The sequence below is a fragment of the Serratia sp. SSNIH1 genome (assembly GCF_002935055.1).
GTDB classification, from domain to species: Bacteria; Pseudomonadota; Gammaproteobacteria; order Enterobacterales; family Enterobacteriaceae; genus Serratia; species Serratia nevei.
Genome location: NZ_CP026383.1, coordinates 4,785,754 through 4,805,324 on the forward strand (window position 1 = coordinate 4,785,754; position 19,571 = coordinate 4,805,324).

Sequence of the window (19,571 nt, forward strand, 5' to 3'; positions counted from 1 at the left end):
CCTGGGGCGTGGTCACGATTACTCGTCGATCGAGGCCTGATAAGCCGCGGCGTCCAGCAGGTTCGCCAGCTCGCCTTCGTCGGCGGCTTTAATCTGGAACAGGAAGCCGTCACCGTAGGGCTCGCTGTTCACCAGCTCCGGAGAGCTTTCCAGCTCGCCGTTCACCGCCACGATTTCGCCGCTGATCGGCGCGTAAATGTCCGACGCCGCCTTGACGGACTCCGCCACGGCGCAATCTTCACCGGCGGCGACGTTGCGGCCCACTTCCGGCAGATCGACAAACACCATATCGCCCAGCAGTCCCTGCGCGTGTTCGGTGATGCCTACGGTGTAAACGCCGTTACCTTCTGAACGAACCCACTCGTGGGAGGATGCGTATTTCAATTCTGTTGGCACATTGCTCATAGCCGATTACTCCTTCGAAGAAATAATTTCCCGTCATCTTTCACACTGCAGCGTTGTTGGCTGCGTACGTTCACCTCGGTCACTTACCGCAGTAAGCTCCCGAAGACTCGCGCACTTGCCGCCTAGCCGCAGCGCGAAATCCCTAGGGAAGAATCAATAAAAATCAATTTGTCAGCGGCTTGCCGGCGCGAACGAAACCGGGCTTGGTCACTTTGACCGGCATTTCACGGTTGCGGATCTGCACGATGGCCTGCTCGCCGATACCTGCCGGCACGCGCGCCAGCGCGATGCTGAAGCCCAGCGTCGGAGAGAACGAACCGCTGGTGATCACGCCTTCGTGAGTTTGCCCCGCCGCGTCGGTGAAACGCACCGGCAGCTCATTACGTAATACGCCTTTTTCCGTCATGATCAAGCCGACCAGTTGCTCGGTGCCCTGCTCGCGCTGTTGTTCCAGCGCTTCGCGGCCGATGAAACGGCGATCTTCCGGCTGCCAGGCGATGGTCCAGCCCATGTTGGCGGCCAGCGGTGAAACACCTTCGTCCATCTCTTGCCCGTAGAGGTTCATGCCCGCTTCCAGACGCAGTGTGTCGCGCGCGCCCAGACCGGCCGGCTTGACGCCCGCGGCCAGCAATTTTTGCCAGAAATCCGCCGCCTGCTCTTTCGGCAGCGCGATCTCGTAGCCGGCCTCGCCGGTGTAACCGGTGGTGGCGATGAACAGCTCGCCGGCCTGCACGCCGAAGAACGGCTTCATGCCTTCGACCGCACTTTTTTGTTCCGGGGTGAACAGCGTGCCGGCACGCTCTTTGGCCTGCGGGCCCTGGACCGCGATCAGCGCCAGATCGTCGCGCACCGTCAGCGCAACGCCATACGGCGCGGCGTGCTCTTCAATCCAGGCCAGGTCTTTGTCGCGCGTGGCGGAGTTCACCACCAGGCGGAAATAGTCTTCAGTGAGGAAATAAACGATCAGGTCGTCGATCACGCCGCCGGAGGCATTCAGCATGCCGGTGTACAGCGCCTTGCCGGGTTGGGTCAGTTTGGCGACGTCGTTCGCCAGCAGGTAGCGCAGGAACTCGCGGGTGCGGGCGCCGTGCAGATCCACGATGGTCATATGAGACACGTCGAACATGCCGGCATCCTGACGCACCGCGTGGTGCTCATCGAGCTGCGAGCCGTAGTGCAGCGGCATCATCCAGCCGTGAAAGTCTACCATGCGCGCACCGCACGCCACGTGCTGGTCGTACAGTGGGGTTTGCTTTGCCATCTTTTCCCTCTTTCCACTCGTCGCTAGAAGTTAGGGTGCTGCCACGCAATGCGGCGGAGCCTGGCTCGCGGCCCGATCGCCATGGCGCACTGACTGCTCAACACAAATGCTGCGCCGGGACGGGCGGAAACTGCGTGCAACCGCCGTGACGCAAACGATACCTTTCCCTCGAACTTATCACCGAACGACCACATTAACCATAAGTTAAAATAGGCTCATCGCCGTTCCAGGGCGGTAAAATGCCGGGCTAGTGTGCAGAGTTTTTCACTGGAAAAATGCGCTTTAAGGCACAAAATTAACAATTAAAGCGGCAAAACTCCGAAGTTATATAACAAACCGACGGCCGCACATGAGATTCCGACTTTTGATAACCGAACATGGAATTAGAAAAAGTAATGATAAAAAGCGGCTGAAATTAGATTATTTCAAATGAAGGGTTATATAAGGAAAGACGATGGCATAAGGCGAGAAGCGCGAGCCCGCTGGGGGCTCGCAGAAGGCAGGTGTCAGGCAAGCCACTCGGGCAGATCGTTCAGGCCCATTGCCTGACGCACCAGCTTTGGCTTGACGCCCGGCAGGCTGTCCGCCAGCCGCAGCCCCACGTCGCGCAGCAGCTTTTTGGCCGGGTGGTTGCCGTCGAACAGTTCGCGGAAACCCTGCATGCTGGCCAGCATCACCGCCGCGCCATGTTTGCGGCGGCGCTCATAGCGGCGCAGATAGAGGTGCTGGCCGATATCCTTGCCCTGCCGCTGCAGGCGGCGCAGTTCGGCAATCAGCTCGGCGGCGTCCATAAAGCCCAGGTTCACGCCCTGCCCGGCCAGCGGATGCACGGTATGCGCCGCATCGCCCACCAGCGCCAGGCGGTGCGCGGCGAAGCTGCGCGCATAGCGGCCGGTCAGCGGGAACGTCAACCGCTCGCTTTCCAGGCTGCAGGCGCCCAGACGCATATCGAAGGCCATCGCCAGCTCGCGGTTGAACTGCTCCGGCTCAAGCTGTTTGAGCCGCTCGGCGTCTTCCGGCGTCACCGACCAGACGATGGAACTCAAATGCGGATCGCTGAACGGCAGGAACGCCAGAATGCCGTCGCCGTGGAAAATTTGCCGCGCCGTCGCCTGATGCGGTTCTTCGGTGCGAATGGTGGCAACCAGCGCATGGTGGCGGTAATCCCAGAAAGTGAGCGGGATATCGGCATGCTGGCGCAGCCACGACTGGGCGCCGTCGGCGCCGATCACCAGACGGGCGGTCAGCATGCGCCCGTCCTCCAGCGTGACAAAGGCATCGTTCTCGCCCCACGCCACCTGCTTGAGCGCGGCCGGGGTAATCAGCGTGATGTCCGACAGGCTTTCGGCGCGTTTCCACAGCGCCTGTTGGATCACCGCGTTTTCGATGATGTGGCCGAGATGGCTGAAGCCGCACTCGTCGCCGCGGAAGGCGATTTTGCCGAAGCTGTCGCGCTCCCACACTTCCATCGCGTTGTAAGCGCTGGCGCGCAGCTGGAGAATGTCGTCCCACACGCCGATGTGCTGCAGCAAACGCTCGCTGGCGGCATTGATGGCGGAGACGCGCAGCGCAGGCTGCTCCGACGGCGGCACCATGTCCGGCTGACGCTGCTCCAGCACCGCCACGCGCAGCCCGCTGCCCTGCAGGCCGCAGGCCAACGCCAGCCCCACCATACCGCCACCGGCGATAATCACGTCAAATGATTGCATGCTGCTCGATTTCCTTAAATAACGCGCGACGCCTTGCCGCGCCGCGTTTTGGGCGCGCCACAGGGCGCCCGATTCTGTGTCTAACGTTCTACCCAGCCCAGCGTGCGCTTGGCGAAGGCGTCGCGCACCGCCGGCAAACGCTCCATCGCCATCAGCCCCAGATTACGGCCGACCACCAGCGGGGCATAACGGTTGGCGAACAGGCGGATCAATCCGTCGGTCACGCCGATCGTCGCCTGCTGATCGTTTTGCCGCCGCTGCTGATAGCGACTCAGCAGCGCATAACCGCCGGCGTCTTCGCCGCTGTCTACCGCTTCCGCCAGCGTTTCCGCCAGCGACATCACGTCGCGCAGGCCGAGGTTGAACCCCTGCCCGGCGATCGGGTGCAGCGTCTGCGCCGCGTTGCCCACCAGCGCCAGACGATGGCTGACATGGCGATCGGCGGTCAGCAGGCTGAGCGGATAACTGTGCCGTTTACCGGCCTTGAGGATACGCCCCAGCCGCCAGCCGAAGGCCTGTTGCAGCTCGGCGATAAAACGCTCGTCGTCCCAGGCATCCACCCGGGCGCGATCTTCGCGCGCATGGCACCACACCAGCGAACTGCGCCCCTGCGACATCGGCAGCAGCGCCAGCGGCCCGTAGCGGGTAAAACGCTCGAAGGCGCGCCCCTGCGGATCTTCCGCCGTGGTGACATTGGCGATGGTGGCGAACTGCGGATACTCCTCTTGCCGCCACTGCACGTTGCAGGCCTGCGCCAGCGCCGAACGTGAACCGTCGGCCGCCACCAGCAGCTGCCCGCACAGGCGCTGACCGTTGTCCAGCAGCACCTCTGCCCGCTCTGCGGTGCGAATCACGTCCACCACCCGCGCGGGGCAATGCAGCGTAACGCCCGGCGCCTTCGCCAGCAGCGCGAACAGCCGCTGCCCGGCGTCGTGCAGTTCGATCACCTGGCCAAGCGCATCGACCTGATAATCCTGCGCCTGCAGATTCACGAAACCGGCGTGGCCGCGATCGCTGACGTGCACCTGAGTGATCGGCGTGGCGCAGTCGCGCAGCGCCGGCCAAACGCCGATGCGCGCCAGCTGTTGACAGGTGCCCTGCGCCAATGCGATGGCGCGGGCGTCAAAGCCTGGGTGGCTGCGGTCATCCGGCCGAGTCGCCTCGACCAGATCTACGGCCATTCTTCCCTGAGTAAGCGACGAGATAGCCAGCGCAAGCGTCGCGCCCGCCATACCGCCACCAACGATAATTACGCTCATTCCGTTACCTTGCCGCCGCCATCAAAGCCTCGATGGCATCGGCGTCTTTCACCACGGCGGCGGTCAGGTTTTCGTTGCCGTCGGCGGTGATCACGATGTCGTCCTCGATGCGGATGCCGATGCCGCGGTATTCCGCCGGCACGTCCGCATCCGGCGCAATATACAGCCCCGGTTCCACGGTCAGCACCATGCCCGGCTCCAGCAGCCGATCGCGGCTCGGCGTGCCGTAGTGGCCGACGTCGTGCACGTCGAGACCCAGCCAGTGGCTCAGCCCGTGCATGAAGAACTGCCGGTGCGCCTGTTCGGCGAGCAGCTGGTCGACTTCACCTTTCAAGACGCCCAGTTCCACCAGCCCGACCACCATGATGCGCACCACTTCGTCGTTGACTTCACGGATGCTGGTGCCGGGTTTGAACAATGCCAAAGCGCGCAGCAGCGACGCCAGCACAATGTCGTACACCGCGCGCTGCGGCTTGCTGAACTTGCCGTTAACCGGGAAGGTGCGGGTAATATCGCCGGCGTACCCCTGATACTCGCAGCCGGCGTCGATCAGCACCAAATCGCCGTCGCGCATCTGACTCTCGTTCTCGGTGTAGTGCAAGATGCAGCCGTTTTCGCCGCTGCCGACGATGGTGTTGTAAGACGGGTAGCGGGCGCCGAGGCGGGTGAATTCATGGTGAATTTCCGCTTCCAGCTGGTATTCGAACATGCCAGGGCGGCATTTTTCCATCGCGCGGGTATGCGCCAACGCGCTGATCTCACCGGCGCGGCGCATCACAGCCAGCTCTTCCGGCGATTTGAACAGGCGCATGTCGTGCAGCCACGGCCGCCAGTCGGTCACGGTGGCCGGCGCCTGCAGATTCTGGCGGAACCCCTTGCGCAGCTTGTCCAACGCGCCGAACAGGATCTGATCGGCATACGCGTATTCGCCCTGCGCGTGGTAGACCACGTCCAGGCCGTTGAGCAGCAGGTGCAGCTGGTCATTGATTTCATTGAACGGCAGCGCGCGATCCACGCCCAGCTTCGCCGGCGCGGCGTCTTGCCCCAGGCGGCGGCCAAACCAGATTTCCGCCGTCAGATCGCGCACCCGGTTGAACAGCACGCTGTGATTGTGCGTTTCATCGCTTTTGATCAGCACCAGCACCGCTTCCGGTTCATTGAAGCCGGTCAGGTACCAAAAGTCGCTGTTCTGCCGATAGGGATAGTCTGAATCTGCACTGCGCGTCGTTTCCGGCGCAGAGAAAATAACCGCCGCGCTGGCCGGCGCCATTTTCGCCAACAGCGCCTGACGGCGGTTGGTGAATTCCTGCTGAGTCATTACCTTCTCCTGAAATCATGCCATCCGCACCGCCGGCGGAGGGGCGATAGAACGTTTAGTGCAACGTCGGTTTGATGTTTTCCGGCGCCGTTGGCTTGTGACGGGTGAATTCGCCGTGGCACATGATGGCGGCGACCCGCACATACTCCGCCACTTCTTCCAGCGACTGCTCCAATTCTTCCTGATCTTCGTCTTCGTCGTAGCCCAGCTGCGCGATGTTGCGCAGATCGTCGATCGCTTCCCCGACTTCGTCTTTCACCTGGGCCAGCTTCGGCTGCATCATCCCCAGCCCGAGCAGGAAGTGGTTGACCCAACCGGCCAGCGCATCGGCGCGATCGAACACGCTGACGATCTCCCCTTCCGGCAGCATCAGTTGGAACAGGAATTCGTCGTCTTCGAGCGTTTCGCGCGTCACTTCATACAGCTGTTGCAGCGGTTGGCTGAGCGCCTGCGGGAAGGCGACGCCTTCGTTGGTCAGATCGTGCACCAGCGCCTGCCAGCCGGCATCACGGCTGCCGCCGCACAACAGGCCGCTGATCAGGCCATGCATTTCTGCCGCGGTCAGCGCCACCGACTGCTGGTTGAGGGCCACGGTCAAAGATTGGTAACTTGGAAATGTATTCTGTATAGACATGCGCATTCGTCATCGTTGGCAGGATAAGTTCGTGTTATGCTACCACCAAGGTCCGTCGCTATACCAGATAAGCGCGACACCTCAGTGGCTAGTTATAATCGCGATGTGGCAGGTTTCACACGGCGCCGTCGGGTGGCAAAAGTGCGGTAAATACGCATTTTGAAACCCTTTTTTGACTGGCAATGTGCGCCACAGTAGATTACAACCAGGTACTGAAAAAGGGGTTGTATCTTGGTACCGAGGTATATATAGTGGCGCCCGCTTTGACGGCCCGGCCAGGGCGGACAAGGCTGGCGCGAAATTTAGGCAGGAAGGTGGCATGTCTGCACAACCGGTAGATATTCAAATTTTTGGCCGCTCGTTAAGAGTCAATTGCCCGCCAGAACAACAAGATGCGTTGAATATGGCGGCGGACGATCTTAACCAACGGTTGCAAGATCTTAAAGTTCGCACTAGAGTCTCCAATACTGAGCAACTGGTTTTCATCGCGGCATTGAACGTCTGTCACGAACTTGCTCAAGAACGGTTGAAAACCCGTGACTATGCGTCCAATATGGAACAACGCATACGGATGCTGCAGCAGACCATTGAACAAGCGCTGCTTGAACAAGGTCGCATCTCTGAACGTCAGGATGCACAATTCGAATAACTTAAGTTGTTGAAATCAAAGTTTCGGCAACGAGTACAAAATTTCTCTGAGATGTTCGCCAGCGGGCCAGTCCCCTGAGCCGATATTTAGTACAAACAGAATGTGTTGCTCCGCGATCGGTGAGCACGCTCGGTGCGCCGAGAAGCCTTAAGATTGCGACGGCACGTTCACCTTGAACCATGGGTTCAAGGGTTACAGCCTGCGACGGCATCTCGGAGATTCCCCCTTCTCAGCGGTTTATGTGTGCCGAACGCCACACTGAGCAAGCCTGATACGATGCCTTTTCAACCCCAATTCGCGCAGCAGCGCCAAGCCATTCGTCAACTCATTCGCCAACGTCGGCGCGAGCTTACGCTGAGCCAGCAACGCTTTGCCGCAGAAAAAATAGCCGAGCGCGTCGTCGCGCATGCGCACATTAAGGCGGCGCACAGCATCGCGGTATTCCTGTCGTTTGACGGTGAACTCGACACCGGGCCGCTGATCGAGCAGCTGTGGACGCTCGGAAAACGGGTTTACCTGCCGGTGCTGCACCCGTTCAACCCGGGCCACCTGCTGTTCCTGCGCTATGCGCCGGAAACGCCGCTGGTGCGCAATCGCTTCAATATTCTCGAACCGCGCCTCGATGTGCGCCAGGTGTTGCCGCTGGGCGAGCTGGACGTCGTGCTGACGCCGCTGGTGGCATTCGATCATACCGGGCAGCGTCTGGGTATGGGGGGCGGTTTTTACGATCGCACCCTGCAAAACTGGCGCAGCGGCGGCCCCTATCCCATCGGGCTGGCCCATGATTGCCAGCAGGTGGAGCACCTGCCGACCGAGCACTGGGATATCCCGCTGCCGGAAATCCTCACCCCGCTCTGCAACTGGGCCTGGCACGAACCTAAATAGCAAAAGGCCGGATCGCTCCGGCCTTTTTCGTTGCGGCATGCCGCCTAATCAGAACAGCAGACGGGCGCGAATGGTGCCGTCGATGGCCTTCATACGCTGCAGCGCGGCATCGGCGCGCGCGGTTTCCGCTTCGATGTCGATCACCACGTAGCCGATTTCCGGGCCGGTTTGCAGATACTGCGCGGCGATGTTAACCCCCTCTTCAGCGAAGATCTGGTTAATCTGCGTCAGCACGCCCGGGCGGTTTTCGTGGATGTGCAGCAGGCGGCTGGCATTCGGGCCATGCGCCGGCAGCGACACTTCCGGGAAGTTGACGGCGGACAGGGTCGAGCCGTTGTCGGAATATTTCGCCAGCTTGCCGGCCACTTCATCGCCGATGTTCTCCTGCGCTTCCTGAGTGGAGCCGCCGATGTGCGGCGTCAGCAGCACGTTGTCGAACTCACACAGCGGCGAGTTGAACGGATCGCTGTTGGTTGCCGGCTCTTCCGGGAAGACGTCGATCGCCGCGCCCGCCAGGTGATTGCTGGCCAGCGTATCGCACAGCGCGGGAATATCCACCACGGTGCCGCGCGAGGCGTTGATCAGAATGGCACCTGGCTTCATCAGCGCCAGCTCTTCCGCCCCCATCATGTTCTTGGTGGCCGGCGTTTCCGGCACGTGCAGCGTCACCACGTCGCTCATATTGAGCAGATCGGACAGATGGCGCACCTGCTGCGCGTTGCCCAGCGGCAGCTTGTTCTCGATATCGTAGAAGAACACCTTCATGCCCAGCCCTTCGGCCAGAATGCCCAGCTGGGTGCCAATGTGGCCGTAGCCGATGATGCCCAGCTTTTTACCGCGCGCCTCATAGGAGCCCACGGCCAATTTGTGCCACACGCCGCGGTGCGCCTTGGCGTTGGCGGCCGGAATGCCGCGCAGCATCAACAGCAGCTCGCCCAGCACCATTTCGGCCACGGATCGGGTATTGGAGAAGGGGGCGTTGAAGACCGGAATACCGCGTTTGGTCGCCGCTTTCAGATCAACCTGGTTGGTGCCGATGCAGAAGCAGCCCACCGCCACCAGTTTTTCTGCGGCGGCGAACACCTCTTCGGTCAGGTGCGTACGCGATCGGATGCCGACGAAATGCGCATCGCGGATGGATGCCTTCAGCGATTCGGTGTCTAACGCACCCTTGTGGTATTCGATGTTGGTATAACCGGCGGCACGTAAATTATCGACCGTGCTCTGATGAACCCCTTCCACCAACAGGAATTTAATCCTGTCTTTCTCCAATGATACTTTTGCCATTTACCCGACCCTATGTTCAGACTTCAGAAGCGGCTGTGACGACACAGCTCCCATCCAACATAACAAAAATAACGCGGGCGGCAATACAAACGATTGCCTGCCCGGCAGGACAAGGCGCAGCGTTGATGGCGGTTTACGGCAGAAAATGCCATAGGGAAAGTTTTCGGCAGAAGCTTTGGGGAGTCAGGTTTCACAATGTGACATAAGTCACCAAATTTGCCGTTTTTCAGAAAAGATATTTTAACCGAAGAATTATGCGGCCCGGCGCTACCGGGCCACAGACGGCGGAGGCTTATTTGACCACTTTCACGCCTTCCGGGGTGCCGACCAGCGCCACGTCCGCGCCGCGGTTGGCGAACAGCCCCACGGTCACCACGCCGGCGATGCCGTTGATCTTGTTCTCCAGCGCGATGGCGTCGGTGATACTCAGGTTATGCACATCGAGGATCACGTTGCCGTTGTCGGTCACCACGTTCTGACGATACTCCGGCAGGCCACCGAGTTTCACCAGCTCGCGCGCCACGTAAGAGCGGGCCATCGGGATCACTTCCACCGGCAGCGGGAACTTGCCCAGCACGTCCACCTGCTTGCTGGCGTCGACGATGCAGATGAATTTCTTGGCGATGGCGGCGATGATCTTCTCGCGCGTCAGCGCAGCGCCGCCGCCCTTGATCATCTGCATATGGCCGTTGATTTCGTCCGCGCCGTCCACGTAGATATCGAGCGAGTCCACTTCGTTGCTGTCGAACACGTGGATGCCGAGGCTTTTCAGCTTGGCGGTGGAGGCGTCGGAGCTGGACACCGCGCCTTCGATCTGGTGCTTGATGGAGCCCAGCGCGTCAATAAAGTGGGCGGCGGTAGAGCCGGTGCCGACCCCGACGATGGTGCCCGGCGTCACGTATTCCAGCGCCGCCCAGCCCACCGCTTTTTTCAGTTCATCCTGCGTCATAATATGTCCCTTGCCTCTGTACGAAAACGTGTGCGTATTATAGGGTAAAACGCTGTTTTTCACGCCGGCAGGATCACACTTATTTACCGCAGCCCGCATTTTTACCCGCTTGGCGGCGAGGTGGGGGCGTGATTTTCCACCTGCGCCGTGCGCAAAATGTGGCATAGTGCCGGTATCATTCTAATTTAAGGGATATCTTTCCGATGAAACGCCCAGACTATCGTACGCTGCAAGCGCTGGACGCGGTGATCCGTGAGCGCGGCTTCGAGCGCGCCGCTCAAAAACTCTGTATCACGCAATCGGCGGTATCCCAACGCATCAAACAGCTGGAAAACCTGTTCGGCCAACCGTTGCTGGTTCGTACCGTGCCGCCGCGCCCGACCGAACAAGGGCAAAAGCTGCTGGCGCTGCTGCATCAGGTGGAGTTGCTGGAAGAAGAGTGGCTGGGCAACGACACCGGCGTCGATACGCCGCTGCTGCTGTCGCTGGCGGTCAACGCCGACAGTCTGGCAACCTGGCTGCTGCCGGCGCTGAAACCGGTGCTGGCGGACTCCCCCATTCGCCTGAATCTGCAGGTGGAAGATGAAACCCGCACCCAGGAGCGGCTGCGCCGCGGTGAGGTGGTGGGCGCGGTGAGTATTCAGCCGCAGCCGCTGCCGAGCTGCCTGGTGGATCGGCTGGGGGCACTGGACTATCTGTTCGTGGCCTCCAGCGGCTTCGCCGAGCGCTACTTCCCGAGCGGCGTCACCCGCTCCGCGCTGCTGAAAGCGCCGGCGGTGGCCTTCGATCATCTCGACGACATGCACCAGGCGTTCCTGCAGCAGAACTTCGATCTGTCGCCGGGCAGCGTGCCCTGCCACATCGTGAACTCGTCGGAAGCCTTCGTGCAGCTGGCACGCCAGGGCACCACCTGCTGTATGATCCCTCACCTGCAGATCGAAAAGGAGCTGGCATCCGGTGAACTGATCGATCTGACGCCGGGGCTGTACCAGCGCCGCATGCTGTACTGGCACCGCTTCGCGCCGGAAAGCCGCATGATGCGCAAAGTGACCGACGCGCTGCTGGAACACGGCCACCAGGTGCTGCGTCAGGATTAAAACGAAAAAAGGTTCGCCGCAGCGAACCTTTTCTTCAATACGAACACCTTACTGCGCGGCGTTGCGCTGCAGCTCGAACACCACATCCACCTGATCGTCGAAGTGAATGCTTTGCTGTTCATAGGTTTGCGCCGCGTCGCTTTCCGCCGCCGCACCGGCCGCCTTATACATCCGCGCCACCGGCATCGGCTGGTAGTTGGCAACCCGGTAGCGAATGCTGTACACCGGCCCCAGCTTGGCGTGGAAGCCTTTGGCCAGGGATTCGGCCTGCTGAGTCGCGTTCTCGATCGCTTTTTGCCGCGCCTGCTCGCGATACACATCCGGTTTGGCGACACCCAGCTCCACCGCGCGGATCTCGTTCAGGCCAGATTTCAGCGCGCCGTCCAGCAGCTCGTTCAGCTTGTCCAACTGACGCAGGGTCACCTGCACCTGGCGCACCGCCCGGTAGCCCTTCAGCACCGACTCGCCGGTTTTCAGGTAGTCATATTCCGGCTGGGTGCGCAGGTTGGCGGCGCTGATGTCTTTCTTCTCGATGTTGTTTTTCTGCAGGAAATCAAAGTACTGCGCCACGCGCTCGTCCACCTGCTTCTTCGCCTGGGCGGCGTCTTTGGAGGAAACGCTCACTTCGATCGCCAGGGTGGCGATATCCGGCGTGGCGTCCACGCTGGCGGTGCCGGAGGTGACGACGTGCGGCCCTTCAGGCACTTCAGCCGCCTGCAGCGCCATCGGTAACGTCCCTAATCCGACCATTGCGGCCATAGCCAATGCTTTTAGCTTCACAGTGTCTCCTTAATGACAGGCTGTCTCTGATCGCCGGCTTTTCCCTGTGAGAACCGCCGGATTCCTGGCATCAAACGTAGCATATCGCGCGGCGTTTTGAATTCGGATTAGTGACAAATTCTTATAAATTTGCCCCCTGCCAGGCCAGCTGCAGCGCGATGCCCCACATCACCAGCCCGACCAGCGCGTTGATGATGCGCTGCGCCCGCTGCGTGTTCAGCCACGGCGCCAGCCAGGAGGCCAGCAGCGCCAGCCCGAAGAACCACACCGCCGACGCGCTGACCGCCCCGAGCGCGAACCAGGAGCGCACGTCCGCCGTCAGCTGCCCGCCCAAACTGCCGAGCACCACAAAGGTATCCAGATAAACGTGCGGGTTCAGCCAGGTGACCGCCAGCATGGTGACCACGATGCGCCAGCGGCTCTGCGCCAGCTCCTGCGCCGCGGCCTGCGCCGGTTGCGGGCTGAAGGCGGAACGGAACGCGCCCCACCCGTACCACAGCAGAAACGCCACCCCGCCCCAGGTGACCAGCGCCAGTAGCAGCGGTGAGCGGGTCAGCAAGGCGCTGCCGCCGAAAATTCCGGCGCAGATCAGCACGATATCGCTCAAGGCGCACAGCGAAGCAATCATCAAATGGTACTGGCGGCGAATGCCCTGATTCATCACGAATACGTTCTGCGGGCCCAACGGCAGGATCATGGCGGCGCTCAGGGCAAAACCCTGCAGGAAGACGGCTAACATGGGGATTCCTCGAATGATAGAAGGCGCCGGACGAGGGCGCGTGTCGGTCAACACGCGCATCATACGAGGAAGCGATCATTAGGTGAAATTGATGTTTCTAATCCAGCATCAGCGGGACTAATACTCAAATCAGTGAGGGAGGATCCACGCTATGAACGCCGTCAAATTCGCCCCTCGGTGAAAAATTCGCTATCATCCGCACCCACCTTCCAGCCGGCCGCCCGATGTCTACGATTACCGATACCTTTATCGCCCCGCCATGCCATGACCAGATAGAGATCCTCTATCAGGACGACCATCTGGTGCTGATCAATAAGCCGGCCGGGCTGCTCAGCCTGTCGGGCAAGAATCCGCAGAATCTCGACTCGGTACACCACCGTCTGGTACAGATCTTCCCCGGCTGCGCGCTGGTGCACCGCCTGGATTTCGGCACGTCCGGGTTGATGGTGGTGGCCCGCAACAAAGCCGCCAACGCCGCGCTCTGCCGGCAGTTCAGCGAACGCACCGTCAGCAAAGTGTACAGCGCGTTGCTTTGCGGCCATCTGGCGGATAACGAAGGGGTCATAGACGCGGCGATCGCCAAAGATCCGGCGCTGTTCCCGCTGATGTCAATTTGCGCCCTCCACGGCAAGCCCGCCCGCTCCCGCTATCGGGTCGTCGAGCGTTTTTATCGTGAAGCGGAGGACGGGATCTCGCTGCCGCTGACGCGGGTGCAGCTCACCCCAGAGACCGGGCGCACCCACCAGCTGCGTATTCACAGCCGGCAGTTGGGCCACCCTATTTTAGGTTGCGATCTGTATGGCGGGCGCCTGCTGCCGGGTACCGAAAAGACGCCGCGGCTGATGCTGCACGCCAGCGAGCTGGACTTTGTGCACCCCGTCAGTGGAGCGCGGATCGCCGCTCGTCACGCTGCGCCGTTCTGAACGCGGCTTACCACATCAAATCGTCGGGCACTTTAAAGTCGGCGTACGGATCGTCTTCATCCTGCTCTTCCTGACTCAGCGCGCTGTGCAGCACAATGCTGGCCGCATCGCGCTGCGCGATTTTATCGGCGACGCTCGCGGGGATAATCGCGTATTCACACTCTTCGCGGTTCTCGACCACCAAGCGGGCAATGGCGAGACGGCCATTGATCAGCTGGGTCTGCGTCGCCTTATCCACCAGGATTTTCTTGATCAGGTTACCGTCGGTGAAGTTGAAACCGATATCACCTTTCGCCAGGACGATGCGGTTCATCTCGATCAGCTGCTTCACCTGCGCCTTGTATTCTTTGGACAGCGCGGCCTGCTTTTGCTGCTCGCTCAGCTGCTTATCGCGCTCAAGCTGCGCCTTTTTATTCTCTTCCACCGCCTCTCTGGCCTCACGGGCCTGAACGCGTGATTTTTTAGCCGTTCTTTGGACTTTGGCCATTTTCTTGCTGGTTACCAAGCCCGCTTTGAGCATCTGCTCTTGTAAGGTGAGTTTTGTCATGTTCGTGTCTGAAGCCGTGGGGTCATGGGGGGATTATACCCGTAATTTTTCAGGCTGCACCAGGTTGCCGGCCCGTACGTTGGCGGTTTGCGCCGCAGGGCAACGGCGGCCAACCGGCCCGAACGCCAGATCATGAATACCGCTCATGTAGTAATGAAATTAAGTCTCTTTCACTCCCTTCGGGACTCTGGCAAAAATAGACCTCATTAACGACAGACAATATGAAATCGGCTGAATAAAAAAAGAGAAAAACAACCCATTGAAATAAATGGATAAATCCAGCCTTCATATCATATAACAGGATACTATAAGACCATGAATAGAGACTTTGCCTTTACGATTAAGAGCAGTTCTTTCGATGAAGATTATAACCCTTCTGAAAGTACGCGTATCACCACCAACTTCGCCAATTTGGCCAGAGGGGAAAACCGCCGGGAGAACCTGCGCAACACGCTGGTGATGATTAACAATCGCTTCAATTCGTTGGCGCATTGGGATAATCCCAAGGCCGACCGCTATTCGGTCGAGCTTGAAATCATTTCGGTTGAGATGCGCGTTGAAGATCAGGGGGCCAGCTTCCCGGTGATCGAAATCCTGAAAACCAACATCATTGATAAAAAAACGCAAAAGCGTCTTGAGGGCATCGTCGGGAATAACTTCTCGTCTTACGTGCGCGATTACGATTTTAGCGTCTTGCTGCCGGCGCACAATAAAAACACGGCGGAGTTCAACATTCCGGATGATTTCGGCGATTTGCACGGCAATATCTTTAAGCACTTCGTCAATTCAAACGCATACCATGAGAATTTCAGCAAACCGCCGGTGATCTGCCTCAGCGTGTCCAGCAAAGACACCTATCATCGGACGGGCAATCAACATCCGGTGTTGGGCGACGAGTATCGGCAAGACGGCGCGTCGCTGACCGACCGGTATTTTAAAAAAATGGGCCTGCAGGTGCGCTACTTCATGCCGAAAAATAGCGTTGCGCCCCTGGCGTTTTATTTCCCCGGCGATTTGCTGAGCGATTACACCGATCTGGAACTGATCGGCACCATCAGCACGATGGAGACCTTCCAGAAAATCTATCGGCCTGAAATTTACAATGCCAACTCGGCGGCGGGGCAATGCTATCAGCCAAGCCTGAATAACCAGGATCATTCATTAACCAAGATTGTTTACGATCGCGAAGAGCGTAGCCGGTTAGCGATTGAGCAGGGGAAATTTACGGAAGAGCAATTTATCAAGCCCTACAAGCCCATTCTTGAACAATGGTCTGCTCACTACGCGCTTTGATTCACTTAAATACAGGTCATCTATTATGAAAATATTGCTCCCTACCTCGACCGCCGGCAGCTTGCCTAAACCTTCCTGGCTGGCCCAGCCTGAAACCCTGTGGTCGCCCTGGAAATTGCAGAATGAAGAATTAATCGAAGGGAAACAGGACGCCTTGCGTTTGTCGCTGGCTGAACAACAACAGGCCGGCATCGATATCGTCAGCGATGGCGAGCAAACGCGCCAGCACTTCGTCACGACGTTTATCGAGCACCTCAGCGGCGTCGACTTCGAGAAACGCGAAGTGGTTAAAATTCGCAATCGCTATGAGGCGAGCGTGCCAACCGTCGTGGGTGCGGTCGCGCGCCAAAAGCCCGTTTTCGTTGAAGACGCCAAATTTTTACGCCAGCTGACCAAGCAGCCGATTAAATGGGCCCTGCCGGGGCCGATGACCATGATCGACACGCTCTATGACAACCACTATAAAAGCCGCGAAAAATTGGCCTGGGAATTCGCCAAGATCCTCAATCAGGAAGCCAAAGAGCTCGAGGCCGCCGGCGTCGACATTATTCAGTTTGATGAGCCCGCATTTAACGTGTTCTTTGACGAGGTGAATGACTGGGGCATCGCCGCCCTGGAAAGGGCCATTGAGGGGCTTAAGTGTGAAACGGCCGTACATATCTGCTATGGATACGGCATTAAGGCCAACACCGACTGGAAAAAGACGCTGGGCTCTGAGTGGCGGCAATATGAAGAGGCGTTCCCCAAGCTGCAAACGTCTACTATCGATATTATCTCGCTGGAGTGCCATAACTCGCACGTGCCGATGGATCTGCTTGAACTGATTCGCGGTAAGAAAGTGATGGTCGGCGCCATTGACGTGGCGAATCATACCATTGAGACGCCGGAGGAAGTGGCCGCTACGCTGCGCAAAGCGCTGCAGTTTGTCGATGCCGACAAGCTCTATCCGTCGACCAACTGCGGCATGGCTCCCCTGCCTCGTCAGGTCGCCAGCGGCAAGCTGAATGCCTTGAGTGCGGGCGCCGAGATCGTGCGCCGGGAACTGCTGGCCAAATAACCTCACCATCGCCCGCCACAGGAGCCTCCTGTGGCGGGCGATTATCATCGACTCCCTCTCCCCGCAACGCCCCCCCTCTGGTGTATACTCGGGTTTCTACGCGATGCCAGCCACAGCGGCCTGAACGGCCCCTCAGCCAGCCCACAACAGCTTAATAACAGTGGAACCCTCATGAGCCCAGATACCGCTCGCATCAGCGAAATCATCGATCGCGCCAGGATCTCGCCTTATCAAATCCTCATCCTAACCCTGTGTTTCCTGATCGCCCTGCTGGACGGCTTCGATACCGCCATCATCGGCTATATCGCCCCGGCGCTGCGTGAAGAGTGGGGCCTGCACCCCGCGCAGCTCTCTCCCGCCTTCGGCGCGGGGCTGTTCGGCCTGCTGCTCGGCAGCCTGCTGTTCGGGCCGATCGCCGACGCCATCGGCCGCAAACGTGTACTGCTCGTCGCGGTGCTGGTGTTTGGCGGCTGCACCCTGGCTTCGGCCTATACGCAATCGATAGAATCCCTGACCTTGCTGCGCTTCATCACCGGCATTGGCCTCGGGGGCGCGATACCGACCTGCATTACTCTCAGCTCGGAGTACTCACCGGCGCGCCGCCGCATGCTGATGGTCACCCTGAGCTGGAGCGGCTTTACCGCCGGGTTGGCCCTGGGCGGGCTGCTGGCCGGGCAGATCATCCCGGCATTCGGCTGGCGCGGCGTGCTGCTGGTCGGCGGCATTGCGCCATTGGCGCTGCTGCCGCTGCTGGCCTGGCAGATGCCCGAGTCGGTACGCTTTATGGCCGCCAACGCCAAACATGCCGATCGGCTACGCCGGGTGGTCGAGCGTATCACCGGCCGGCGTTGGACGGGGGGCACCATCGTCGATGACGAGCGCCCGGCACAGGCCAAGTCGCCGATCTCGCACCTGTTTATCGAAGGGCGCGCCGTGCGCACCCTGCTGCTGTGGGCGGCGTTCTTCTGCTCGCTGTTCGTGTTCTACCTGCTTACCAGCTGGCTGCCGACGATCCTCAAAGACGCCGGTTACGATATCGCCCACGCCTCGCGCATCGGAGCGATGGTGCCGCTCGGCGGCACCCTGGGCGCCATCCTGATGGCGCTGCTGATGGATCGCGTCGGCCCCTACCGCGTGCTGGCCGTCTCCTACCTGGGCGCCGCGCTGGTGATCGGCGCGACCGGTTACCTGATGGGCGAAGTCTATACGCTGGCCGCCGTTGTGTTCCTCATCGGTTTCGGCGTGGCCGGCGCGCAAAACGGCCTGAATCTGGTCTCCGCCACCCTTTACCCGACCGCGGCCCGCGTGACCGGCGTCAGCTGGGCCATGGCCAATGGCCGTTTCGGTTCGATCGTCGGCTCGATGCTCGGCGCCTGGATGATGACCGCCGCCGGTTCGGCGGAAGCGTTTTTCCTCTGGCTGGCGCTGCCGGCGTTGCTGGGCGCGGTCGCCATCTTCCTGCTCTATCGCCTCAGCCTGCGCGGCCGTGCGCCGCTCGCCGAGCCGGCCGCCGGCGCCTGAACTCGCGGAAAAGAAAAGGCCGAGACGCCATCGGTGACGTCCCGGCCTCTCATGAAAAATCCTTAACCTATCGGTTATTTTTCAAAAGCGCTTGCCGCTATAGCACACTGTTTTCCTTGTCATTGGCTTCCTTTATGCACTCATCGACATTTTTAAAATCATATTGCAGATAAACGCTCCCAATCCCACTATTGACGGCGGTCGCTTCAAGCATAATCCCCTGCAAATCGTTCTTGAACGGTTTATCTTTTTTCTCTTCCCAGTCAAAACCGAAATAGCGTTCTTTTTTAAGCAGCCCAATCATCCAATCACCAGGCTCTTTCCATAACGACCCCGGCAGCAGCACATCAGTGGCTTTTCCTTTGCCATAATTAGCGGTCAATGATTCAGCAATGTCCTTCACCTTGGACTTTAACGCCAACCCATAACTGTCTGTATTGATATCACCGCTAAGCGCACGAATTCGGCATAAACCAACCTTGGGAGAGATGAGCAAAATGTAGGTTTCAAAGGCGTAATGCGTTTTGGGGACGACCTTCGTAGTATAAATATTAAGACTATTCGGTATTGCCGTTAAGGTAACGCCTGTCATGTCCTCGACGTTCTGTTTCGTTAACCCCATTTGCAGGCCAAACGGCCCAATGCCGGGCGGAAGCAACGCGTCTTTCGCCACCGGATCTTCCTGCTGATTGGATTTTGAAGCGGTTGATGTTGCATGGTGGGCTATCGTCGGGACGGCCAGGCCATATTTCGCCGACAGCAATTTTTGCTGCAACATCGCCAGACTTTGCTCTTGAGTGGCTATCGTTGCCTTTTTTATCGACCCCACCAGACCACCATCGTATTGTGCGGCCTCTTGTTTAGCGGTCGATATTTCCCGAGTCAGCGTTGCCAATTCAGCGGTGACTTTTTCCGCCAGCTTCAGATCTGGCGAGGTCTGGTTCGTGACAACCTCAACCTTTGCTCCAGACTCGATCGCATTGATTCGTTGCTGAATAAGCGCCTTGTTCGTTTTCAGAATTTCCAGTCGCGCCATCACCAGAGATTTAATCAAGCCGCCGCTTAACATGTCCTGCTGTTTAGCTGCGTTTTCAATCTCGGCATCCGTACTCATCAGCTCTGACTTTAAATCGGCTACCTGCTGTATTTGTTCAGGCGACAATGCTTTTGGCCCGCATCCAGAGATCAAGACGCTCAACAATGCGGCAATAACAGCCCTTTTCATTTCATCCTTTTCCTATCGACAATCCACAAGGAA

General features: G+C 59.3%; 19 protein-coding genes and 1 other RNA gene. 8 read left to right on the top strand and 12 right to left on the bottom strand.

Annotated features, from left to right (window positions below; all coding sequences use genetic code 11):
* Nucleotides 1-18 precede the first annotated feature (18 nt).
* The 6 genes from gcvH to C3F38_RS23090 all read right to left on the bottom strand — a co-directional run bounded on the left by gcvH (nt 19) and on the right by C3F38_RS23090 (nt 6,586).
* Complete coding sequence (gcvH, locus tag C3F38_RS23065; RefSeq protein ID WP_038871176.1) at nt 19-405, bottom strand: glycine cleavage system protein GcvH; 387 nt, start codon at nt 403-405, stop codon at nt 19-21.
* A 163-nt stretch (nt 406-568) separates the two neighbouring features.
* Nucleotides 569-1,666: a glycine cleavage system aminomethyltransferase GcvT gene (gene gcvT / locus C3F38_RS23070; RefSeq protein ID WP_004931631.1), complete on the bottom strand. Its 1,098-nt coding sequence runs from the start codon at nt 1,664-1,666 to the stop codon at nt 569-571.
* Nucleotides 1,667-2,172: 506 nt separating this feature from the next.
* Entirely contained in the window at nt 2,173-3,375 is a 1,203-nt protein-coding gene (gene ubiI, locus C3F38_RS23075) for an FAD-dependent 2-octaprenylphenol hydroxylase (protein WP_048234641.1), read from the bottom strand.
* An 80-nt stretch (nt 3,376-3,455) separates the two neighbouring features.
* Nucleotides 3,456-4,634 (bottom strand): 2-octaprenyl-6-methoxyphenyl hydroxylase, encoded by a 1,179-nt coding sequence (gene ubiH, locus C3F38_RS23080; RefSeq protein ID WP_038871170.1) that lies wholly within the window; start codon nt 4,632-4,634, stop codon nt 3,456-3,458.
* 4 nt (nt 4,635-4,638) lie between these two features.
* Nucleotides 4,639-5,952, bottom strand: a complete 1,314-nt coding sequence (pepP, locus tag C3F38_RS23085) for a Xaa-Pro aminopeptidase (RefSeq protein ID WP_055316651.1) — start codon at nt 5,950-5,952, stop codon at nt 4,639-4,641.
* 55 nt (nt 5,953-6,007) lie between these two features.
* On the bottom strand, nt 6,008-6,586 hold the full coding sequence (locus C3F38_RS23090; protein ID WP_038871164.1) for a YecA family protein: 579 nt from the start codon (nt 6,584-6,586) through the stop codon (nt 6,008-6,010).
* A gap of 319 nt (nt 6,587-6,905) precedes the next feature.
* Between C3F38_RS23090 and zapA the strand changes: the two genes are divergently transcribed.
* The 3 genes from zapA (at nt 6,906) to C3F38_RS23105 (ending at nt 8,120) form a co-directional block, all read left to right on the top strand.
* Complete coding sequence (zapA, locus tag C3F38_RS23095; protein ID WP_004931621.1) at nt 6,906-7,235, top strand: cell division protein ZapA; 330 nt, start codon at nt 6,906-6,908, stop codon at nt 7,233-7,235.
* Between the two features lie 40 nt (nt 7,236-7,275).
* Nucleotides 7,276-7,458: non-coding RNA, 6S RNA (gene ssrS / locus C3F38_RS23100), on the top strand.
* A gap of 53 nt (nt 7,459-7,511) precedes the next feature.
* On the top strand, nt 7,512-8,120 hold the full coding sequence (locus C3F38_RS23105) for a 5-formyltetrahydrofolate cyclo-ligase (RefSeq protein WP_038871160.1): 609 nt from the start codon (nt 7,512-7,514) through the stop codon (nt 8,118-8,120).
* A 48-nt stretch (nt 8,121-8,168) separates the two neighbouring features.
* Here C3F38_RS23105 and serA read toward each other — a convergent pair whose 3' ends face one another.
* Both serA and rpiA read right to left on the bottom strand, forming a co-directional pair.
* Nucleotides 8,169-9,407 (bottom strand): phosphoglycerate dehydrogenase, encoded by a 1,239-nt coding sequence (gene serA, locus C3F38_RS23110; protein ID WP_038871155.1) that lies wholly within the window; start codon nt 9,405-9,407, stop codon nt 8,169-8,171.
* Nucleotides 9,408-9,699: 292 nt separating this feature from the next.
* A complete protein-coding gene (rpiA, locus tag C3F38_RS23115; RefSeq protein ID WP_025304157.1) occupies nt 9,700-10,356 on the bottom strand; it encodes a ribose-5-phosphate isomerase RpiA in 657 nt (218 codons plus the stop codon).
* Nucleotides 10,357-10,559: 203 nt separating this feature from the next.
* Between rpiA and C3F38_RS23120 the strand changes: the two genes are divergently transcribed.
* Nucleotides 10,560-11,453, top strand: a complete 894-nt coding sequence (locus tag C3F38_RS23120) for a LysR family transcriptional regulator ArgP (RefSeq protein ID WP_038871151.1) — start codon at nt 10,560-10,562, stop codon at nt 11,451-11,453.
* Nucleotides 11,454-11,501: 48 nt separating this feature from the next.
* Here C3F38_RS23120 and C3F38_RS23125 read toward each other — a convergent pair whose 3' ends face one another.
* Both C3F38_RS23125 and argO read right to left on the bottom strand, forming a co-directional pair.
* Nucleotides 11,502-12,233, bottom strand: a complete 732-nt coding sequence (locus C3F38_RS23125) for an oxidative stress defense protein (RefSeq protein WP_025160209.1) — start codon at nt 12,231-12,233, stop codon at nt 11,502-11,504.
* A 121-nt stretch (nt 12,234-12,354) separates the two neighbouring features.
* Nucleotides 12,355-12,972 carry an arginine exporter ArgO gene (gene argO / locus C3F38_RS23130; protein WP_004931603.1) on the bottom strand — a complete coding sequence of 206 codons (618 nt, stop codon included), beginning with the start codon at nt 12,970-12,972 and terminating at the stop codon, nt 12,355-12,357.
* A 224-nt stretch (nt 12,973-13,196) separates the two neighbouring features.
* Between argO and C3F38_RS23135 the strand changes: the two genes are divergently transcribed.
* Nucleotides 13,197-13,895, top strand: a complete 699-nt coding sequence (locus C3F38_RS23135) for an RluA family pseudouridine synthase (protein WP_038871145.1) — start codon at nt 13,197-13,199, stop codon at nt 13,893-13,895.
* A gap of 7 nt (nt 13,896-13,902) precedes the next feature.
* Here C3F38_RS23135 and C3F38_RS23140 read toward each other — a convergent pair whose 3' ends face one another.
* A complete protein-coding gene (locus tag C3F38_RS23140) occupies nt 13,903-14,442 on the bottom strand; it encodes a DUF2058 domain-containing protein (protein WP_025160208.1) in 540 nt (179 codons plus the stop codon).
* Nucleotides 14,443-14,757: 315 nt separating this feature from the next.
* On the opposite strand from C3F38_RS23140, the gene C3F38_RS23145 reads away from it, so the two are divergent.
* From C3F38_RS23145 to C3F38_RS23155, 3 genes are all read left to right on the top strand, one after another.
* Nucleotides 14,758-15,735: a DUF1852 domain-containing protein gene (locus C3F38_RS23145; RefSeq protein WP_047729897.1), complete on the top strand. Its 978-nt coding sequence runs from the start codon at nt 14,758-14,760 to the stop codon at nt 15,733-15,735.
* Between the two features lie 25 nt (nt 15,736-15,760).
* The gene (locus tag C3F38_RS23150) at nt 15,761-16,792 is read left to right on the top strand and encodes a methionine synthase (RefSeq protein ID WP_055316649.1); all 1,032 of its coding nucleotides are present in this window, start codon (nt 15,761-15,763) and stop codon (nt 16,790-16,792) included.
* A gap of 171 nt (nt 16,793-16,963) precedes the next feature.
* On the top strand, nt 16,964-18,313 hold the full coding sequence (locus tag C3F38_RS23155) for an aromatic acid/H+ symport family MFS transporter (protein ID WP_055316647.1): 1,350 nt from the start codon (nt 16,964-16,966) through the stop codon (nt 18,311-18,313).
* A 97-nt stretch (nt 18,314-18,410) separates the two neighbouring features.
* Here the strand turns inward: C3F38_RS23155 and C3F38_RS23160 are convergent, their stop codons facing one another.
* Nucleotides 18,411-19,538, bottom strand: coding sequence for a hypothetical protein (locus tag C3F38_RS23160; RefSeq protein ID WP_055316645.1), 1,128 nt, complete (start codon nt 19,536-19,538; stop codon nt 18,411-18,413).
* Nucleotides 19,539-19,571: the final 33 nt, after the last annotated feature.

Excerpts from the sequence above, each read along its gene's own strand:
- gcvH (WP_038871176.1), bottom strand. The coding sequence starts at position 405 with ATGAGCAATGTGCCAACAGAATTGAAATACGCATCCTCCCACGAGTGG.
- gcvT (WP_004931631.1), bottom strand. The coding sequence starts at position 1,666 with ATGGCAAAGCAAACCCCACTGTACGACCAGCACGTGGCGTGCGGTGCG.
- ubiI (WP_048234641.1), bottom strand. The coding sequence starts at position 3,375 with ATGCAATCATTTGACGTGATTATCGCCGGTGGCGGTATGGTGGGGCTG.
- ubiH (WP_038871170.1), bottom strand. The coding sequence starts at position 4,634 with ATGAGCGTAATTATCGTTGGTGGCGGTATGGCGGGCGCGACGCTTGCG.
- pepP (WP_055316651.1), bottom strand. The coding sequence starts at position 5,952 with ATGACTCAGCAGGAATTCACCAACCGCCGTCAGGCGCTGTTGGCGAAA.
- C3F38_RS23090 (WP_038871164.1), bottom strand. The coding sequence starts at position 6,586 with ATGTCTATACAGAATACATTTCCAAGTTACCAATCTTTGACCGTGGCC.
- zapA (WP_004931621.1), top strand. The coding sequence starts at position 6,906 with ATGTCTGCACAACCGGTAGATATTCAAATTTTTGGCCGCTCGTTAAGA.
- C3F38_RS23105 (WP_038871160.1), top strand. The coding sequence starts at position 7,512 with ATGCCTTTTCAACCCCAATTCGCGCAGCAGCGCCAAGCCATTCGTCAA.
- serA (WP_038871155.1), bottom strand. The coding sequence starts at position 9,407 with ATGGCAAAAGTATCATTGGAGAAAGACAGGATTAAATTCCTGTTGGTG.
- rpiA (WP_025304157.1), bottom strand. The coding sequence starts at position 10,356 with ATGACGCAGGATGAACTGAAAAAAGCGGTGGGCTGGGCGGCGCTGGAA.
- C3F38_RS23120 (WP_038871151.1), top strand. The coding sequence starts at position 10,560 with ATGAAACGCCCAGACTATCGTACGCTGCAAGCGCTGGACGCGGTGATC.
- argO (WP_004931603.1), bottom strand. The coding sequence starts at position 12,972 with ATGTTAGCCGTCTTCCTGCAGGGTTTTGCCCTGAGCGCCGCCATGATC.
- C3F38_RS23135 (WP_038871145.1), top strand. The coding sequence starts at position 13,197 with ATGTCTACGATTACCGATACCTTTATCGCCCCGCCATGCCATGACCAG.
- C3F38_RS23140 (WP_025160208.1), bottom strand. The coding sequence starts at position 14,442 with ATGACAAAACTCACCTTACAAGAGCAGATGCTCAAAGCGGGCTTGGTA.
- C3F38_RS23145 (WP_047729897.1), top strand. The coding sequence starts at position 14,758 with ATGAATAGAGACTTTGCCTTTACGATTAAGAGCAGTTCTTTCGATGAA.
- C3F38_RS23150 (WP_055316649.1), top strand. The coding sequence starts at position 15,761 with ATGAAAATATTGCTCCCTACCTCGACCGCCGGCAGCTTGCCTAAACCT.
- C3F38_RS23155 (WP_055316647.1), top strand. The coding sequence starts at position 16,964 with ATGAGCCCAGATACCGCTCGCATCAGCGAAATCATCGATCGCGCCAGG.
- C3F38_RS23160 (WP_055316645.1), bottom strand. The coding sequence starts at position 19,538 with ATGAAAAGGGCTGTTATTGCCGCATTGTTGAGCGTCTTGATCTCTGGA.